3 protein-coding genes are annotated in these 6,808 nt (G+C 52.3%); 2 read left to right on the top strand and 1 reads right to left on the bottom strand.

The window, feature by feature from the left end:
• Window positions 1-956 (top strand): RNA polymerase sigma factor RpoS (gene rpoS, locus AC1DUO_RS18940; RefSeq protein WP_477988300.1); only part of this gene is annotated, 956 nt, incomplete at its 5' end.
• Between the two features lie 98 nt (window positions 957-1,054).
• Here rpoS and mutS read toward each other — a convergent pair.
• Entirely contained in the window at window positions 1,055-3,610 is a 2,556-nt protein-coding gene (mutS, locus tag AC1DUO_RS18935; RefSeq protein ID WP_477988298.1) for a DNA mismatch repair protein MutS, read from the bottom strand.
• Window positions 3,611-4,032: 422 nt separating this feature from the next.
• Here mutS and AC1DUO_RS18930 point away from each other — a divergent pair, with 422 nt between their 5' ends.
• Window positions 4,033-6,693: a hypothetical protein gene (locus AC1DUO_RS18930; protein ID WP_477988296.1), complete on the top strand. Its 2,661-nt coding sequence runs from the start codon at window positions 4,033-4,035 to the stop codon at window positions 6,691-6,693.
• The last annotated feature ends 115 nt before the right edge of the window (window positions 6,694-6,808 follow it).

Genomic DNA, 6,808 nt, shown 5'->3' with positions numbered 1-6,808 from the left:
TACATGATGATGTAGATTTCGATGAGAACAGCGCTGAAGCCTTTGACGAGAAAGCAATAGTCGAAGAGACTGCCGACAACGATGCTGAAGAAGAATTGTTGTCGCAGACTGTAAGCCAACGAGTGCTGGATGCCACTCAACTGTACCTCGGTGAAATCGGTTATTCCCCTCTGCTTACCGCAGAAGAGGAAGTTTATTTCGCACGACGCGCGCTGCGGGGAGATGTTCCTTCCCGCCGCCGTATGATTGAAAGTAATCTGCGTTTGGTGGTTAAAATTGCCCGCCGCTACAGTAACCGCGGTCTGGCACTGCTGGATTTGATCGAGGAAGGTAACCTGGGTCTGATCCGTGCGGTTGAAAAATTCGACCCTGAGCGCGGCTTCCGTTTCTCTACCTATGCAACATGGTGGATCCGTCAGACAATCGAACGGGCGATTATGAATCAAACCCGTACTATTCGTCTGCCGATTCATATCGTTAAAGAACTGAACGTTTACCTGCGTACCGCACGTGAACTTGCACATAAACTGGACCATGAACCGAGCGCTGAAGAGATTGCTGAGCAACTCGACAAACCGGTACATGACGTCAGCCGTATGTTGCGCCTGAATGAACGCATCACTTCTGTAGACACCCCATTGGGTGGTGACTCAGAGAAAGCGTTGTTAGATATTCTGGCGGATGAAAAAGACAACGGCCCGGAAGACACCACACAAGACGACGATATGAAACAGAGTATCGTGAAGTGGTTATTCGAGTTGAATGCAAAACAGCGTGAAGTGCTGGCGCGTCGTTTTGGCCTGTTAGGCTATGAAGCGGCAACGCTGGAAGATGTGGGCCGCGAAATTGGTCTGACACGTGAACGTGTTCGTCAGATTCAGGTAGAAGGTTTGCGTCGCCTGCGTGAAATCCTGCAGGGGCAAGGACTGAGTATCGAAGCACTTTTCCGTGAGTAAATAACTCACAGGCAATTGCCACAATATGCAGCATCCAATAAAAACGGTGGGTTAATCCCCACCGTTTTTTTATGCATCCGGTTCAGTTCAGCGGACGTTTACACCATATCTTTCAGACGATAGATCCATTCCAGCGCCTGACGTGGCGATAAAGAATCTGCATCCAGTGACTCCAGTGCCTCAACTGCCGGAGACACTTCTTCGGTCAGTAAAGCCAGTTGCGGACCGTCAACTTTGCTGGCGGCAGCGTTGTTCGACAACGTTTCCAGCTCTTTCAGTTTCTGACGGGCGCGCTTAATCACATCACGTGGCACACCAGCCAGTGCGGCAACGGCCAGACCATAACTCTTGCTGGCGGCGCCATCCTGTACGCTGTGCATAAACGCGATAGTGTCGCCGTGTTCGATAGCATCCAGATGCACGTTGACGGTGCCTTCCATTTTTTCCGGCAGGGTGGTCAGCTCGAAATAATGGGTGGCGAACAATGTCATGGCTTTAATACGGCTGGCGAGGTTTTCCGCACATGCCCATGCCAGCGACAAACCATCGTACGTTGATGTCCCGCGCCCGATTTCATCCATCAGCACCAGGCTGTTTTCGGTCGCGTTGTGCAGGATATTCGCCGTCTCTGTCATTTCCACCATAAAGGTCGAACGCCCGGAAGCCAGATCGTCCGCGGCACCGACACGGGTGAAGATGCGATCCACCGGCCCGATGACAGCGGCTTCCGCCGGTACATAGCTGCCGATATGCGCCATCAGAACAATCAGTGCTGCCTGGCGCATATAGGTACTTTTACCGCCCATGTTCGGACCGGTGATAATAAGCATCCGTCGCGCCGGGGACATGTTCAGCGGGTTAGAAATAAACGGTTCACTTAGCACCTGCTCAACCACCGGATGGCGACCGCCGGTAATATTAATACCCGGTTTTTCACTCATGGTCGGACAGGCGTAATTGAGCGTGTAAGCACGTTCCGCCAGATTGCTCAGCACATCCAGTTCGGCCAGTGCACTGGCGCTTTGCTGTAATGCAGACAGGTGCGGCATCAGCAAATCGAACAACTCTTCGTACAGCGCCTTTTCCAGAGACAAGGCTTTACCTTTGGAGGTCAGCACCTTGTCTTCGTACTCTTTCAGCTCAGGAATGATGTAGCGCTCGGCATTTTTCAGCGTCTGGCGACGGACGTAATGAATCGGCACCAGATGGCTCTGCCCACGGCTGACCTGAATGTAATAACCGTGAACGCCGTTGAAACCGACTTTCAGCGTATCCAGCCCCAGCTTTTCACGTTCGCGGATCTCCAGACGATCGAGATAATCCGTCGCGCCGTCTGCCAGCGCACGCCATTCATCCAGCTCAGCGTTGTAACCTGGTGCGATTACGCCACCGTCACGCACCAGAACCGGCGGGCTTTCGATCACAGCGCGTTCAAGCAGTTCCACCAGTTCGGTAAAGTCACCGGTTTGCTCCACCAGCGTTTTCACATGAGCGGCTTCGGTTCCCTGCAAGATCTCGCGGATTTCCGGCAGTTGCTGCATGGCATGGCGCATTCGGGCCAGATCACGCGGACGTGCGCTGCGCAGTGCCAGACGTGCCAGAATACGCTCGAGGTCGCCGACCTGGCGCAGTACCGGTTGTAAATCCGCCGTGAGATCCTGCAATGCACCGATCGCCTGCTGGCGATGAGTCAACAGTTTGATGTCGCGGCTCGGCATGTGGATCCAGCGCTTGAGCATGCGGCTGCCCATCGGCGTTACGGCCTGATCCAGCACTGCCGCCAGCGTGTTCTCTACACCACCCGCCAGGTTTTGCGTCAGCTCCAGATTACGGCGCGTGGCCGCATCCATAATAATTCCATCCTGCTGGCGCTCCATGGTGACGCCACGGATATGCGGCAGGGCGGTGCGCTGGGTATCTTTAACGTATTGCAGCAGACAACCGGCAGCACGCAGCGCCTGAGCAGCCTGCTCAACGCCGAAGCCGCTCAGATCGCGGGTACCGAATTGCAGATTGAGCTGCTGTTTCGCGGTTTCCAGCTCGAATTCCCACATCGGACGGCGGCGCAGGCCACGGCGGGAGGAAATCAGCGACATAGCTTCAAAGCTTTCCGGGTAGAGTAATTCCGCCGGATTGGTGCGCTGTAATTCGGCTGCCATGGTTTCCAGATCGTCAGGCTGTGCGACGCGGAAACGGCCGGAACTGATATCCAGCGTGGCATAACCAAACCCGCGCCCGTCCTGCCAGATAGCCGCCAGCAGGTTATCATGACGCTCGCTCAGCAATGCTTCGTCACTGACGGTGCCCGGCGTGACGATGCGTACCACTTTGCGTTCAACCGGCCCTTTGCTTAGGGCCGGGTCGCCAATTTGTTCAGCAATCGCGACGGATTCCCCTAGCTGGACCAGTTTCGCCAGATAACCTTCTACCGCATGATAAGGCACGCCCGCCATCGGGATCGGCTCACCGGCAGAAGCGCCGCGTTTGGTCAGGGAGATATCMATCAGCTGAGATGCGCGTTTCGCATCGTCATAAAACAGTTCGTAAAAGTCACCCATGCGATAGAACAGCAGAACTTCCGGGTTCTCAGCTTTCAGACGCAGATACTGCTGCATCATTGGTGTGTGGGCATCCAGGTTTACATTATTTGTCATAGACTTAATCTTTTTAATCCATTTTTCGACGCGATGGGTTTAAGGATTTTTTCTGTTGCGTATCTTAGCCCAGCGGGCAAGAAGCTGTCACAACTAAAAATGGAAAGCATCGCGCAAACCAGACATGTAACACCCCCTTCGTTTGCAGAGCGTAAAGGTCAGGGGATTTGAACATGTTGCAACGGGCGTAATAATAGAGTTTTTATTTTTTTGAGAATAATAATAAGGGGGTGATAATAATAAAAAACGTGCCGTTATATTAATGGGTTAGTTGTTCGTAATATTATTAATAATAAGTATATAAAATGAATTAAGTGTGGATATGAATGTTTTACTCCTCTGCTAGGGTGATGGCTGTTCCCGGATGACCTTATTAATACGGGATTTTCCACGCTATTTATCCATCTTTGCGGAGAAGTATTATGCAATTGCAATTTAAATTAAACATGATCAACGATGCCTGGTATCCCACTCTCGATTTGAATGAGATTAAATCAACGTCTGGCGGCGCGGTTGATATTAAAGAAAAGTTAGTGATCGTATTTTCAGCACCCGGAAAAATAACTGCCGGTGATATTAATGTCGAAACCAATCCGTGGAAACCGCTCGGCACGAAAGTGGAATCCACGGAAGTTGGCGGCGGGATTTTTGATGTCAAAGTGACGATTGAGCCGACCGATGGACAGCCTGTGGGCGATGCCATTCAGAAAATTCATATGGGGCTGAACGTCTCCTCTGCGGATTCGCCTGCCTGGTCTGATTTCCGCGAAACCTTTGCGCTGGCCGCTGATGAAGAACCGGGTGTTACCGGTGAATTGTCGGTCAGTTGTCCGCCGTTGCCTGCCGGGCTGACAAATGCCGCACTCGAACTGCGTCTGGTGCGCGGCGATAAAACATTGCGCGTTTTGCCAGAGTTTGGTCACGTCTCTAAATTTTCCGTCAATGCGGGGAATTACAGTGTCTTTGCAGCAGAATTAAGCACGGAAGACGGCACGGTGCGCGTGCCTGTCAATCTCGGACAGACAGAAATCACCATTGATAAAGGCCGTACCACCTCGCTGGACGTCACTTTCGGCGCTGTGGATCGCAGTACAACTATTGATGTGGCACTGAATTTTTCAGGCATTGCCGGTTTGCGCGATGAAGAGCTGACGCTGATTTGCAGCGAGAACGGCACAGATAAACTGAGCCTGCCAGTACGCTCCGGCCAGCAATATCGTCTGGAACATTTACCTGCTACCGGCCGCTTTGAAATCCGTATTGCCGATTTACGTCTGAACAATATTCATTATCTGTTTGATGATTACGACGGTCAGTTCGACGGCCAGTATCACAGCATTAACTTCACTCAGGCGCAGGTCAGCCAGCGTGGTGATTCACAGCCAAATGCTGCGAAGCTGACGGTCAGTGTGAAAGCGGAAAGCGCGGTCAGTAAATCCATTTCCCTGCGACTGACAGACAATTCGGCTACACCTCGTCAGTACCGCTTCGATGCGATTGCCGCGCAAAATGGCAGCATTGAGCAGCCAGTTCTGGTTGTGCCGGGTTCTTATACCGTGGTCTCGGGAACCTTTATTCACAACGGCATCGTACATTACGTGGATGTCAGCCCTCAGCCGTTACTGGTCAGCGCGAATGCACCGGCACAGCTGAATGTGACGATTGTGAAAGGGGCGAATCTGCACGTGAAAGGTTTCCCTGAGTTCCTCACCTTTGGTGCCTGCGCCAATATGGTGCCGACTAACGTGGATGATTTTGCCGCGGCGCGTGTCTCTTCAATTTTCAAATATTCCGGTGATGACGGCATGGGCGATGCGGGCGATTATCTGTCACCGTCTAAAGAACCGACGCTGCAAATTATTAAAATGGCACGGGACGTCTCCGCCAAACTGAATGAACCCGTGTTGCCGCTGATGGTGTCTTACACCTGTAACTTATCATTGGGTGACGTGCCGAATATTATTGCCGATCCGGTACGCCATAAATTCAGCTTCGCCAACTTTATTCAGTCGTTGCAAATGGCGCAATCCCAGCAGGATGCGGAACATCCGGTACCAGCCGGGTATATTGTGAATCCGGATTATCTCGGCGAATGCCAGAAATACGGTTTCCTGCCAACGTATGAAATTCCGGTTCGTCAGCCTCTGAGCGAAGCACTTGCCCACCACAATGTGAATGTGCAGGTTCCGGCAGGCATCACCAATACCCTGAAAGGCTATATCCGGGCGGTAAACTGGCTGACGCGCGTGGTTGCGCCAGACGTCGTACTCGGCTGGCAGGTCAACCTGTGGGGAGTGGCAGGTTCGCAGTGGATTTATAAAGATTTCGTCTACGATGATGTTTTTGATGCCGCTGACGGGCAACATAAAAAAATGACGGTTGATCCGTTCACTGCGGGCAGACTGACGGCGCAATATGCATTGCTGGTCGGCGTGTTTGATGACATCGAATATATCCGTGCAGACGGTTCTCCTGACGTGGCGAAGGGCGCTGATTTTATGGCCGCTGACCGTTATGAGGCTGATGACTTCACTATCCGTTCATATGCCAATGGTTATTGTTATTCGCCATACGAATGGGAGCGTACGTTCGATTTCTGCGCATCCTTAAGTCGCCACCTGCGTCAACCGGTTCTGCCATGGCAGATCCCGGCCAGCCATCTGCCAACTTCCGCAGATGAGGTTAATGCTGATTTCAACACCCAGAACTGGGGCAGCGGCGGCAGCTACCTGATGGGGCATTCCGAAATTGGTGCCTCGGTGGATGCCATCCATGAACGCCTCCTGCCGCTGAAATTCGATGCCGCTTATGCCTCAATGATGGGCCACGACACCCGGGAACTGTTCTCCCGGCATTCATGGGATCTTTCCACACCTAAGTATCTGGATTTCCCGTCACGCGGTATTTTCCATGTCCACCTGGGCGGCGGAGCGACGACCGGGGTGATCAGCGGCGTGGGTGATGCCAGCAGCTGGATGCGCAACAAGCTGAAAGCTTATCGTGATAATCCGGTGAAATTTGAGGAAAGCAGTACGCTTAAATCAGGCAGCCAGTGGCGTTCCAAGACGCCGTCGGTGAAATAATTACGCAGTATTTTTAACACGTGCGGGTCCGTTACAGCGGGCCCGTCACTTAGAATTTTTGTACCTTGTAAAGACGATGATTTTCAGTTTTTTCGGCTTTAATAATGCTCTACCA

The organism is Rahnella sp. P4_A8, from assembly GCF_056402435.1.
This window is presented reverse-complemented; position numbering and strand designations above follow the sequence as displayed.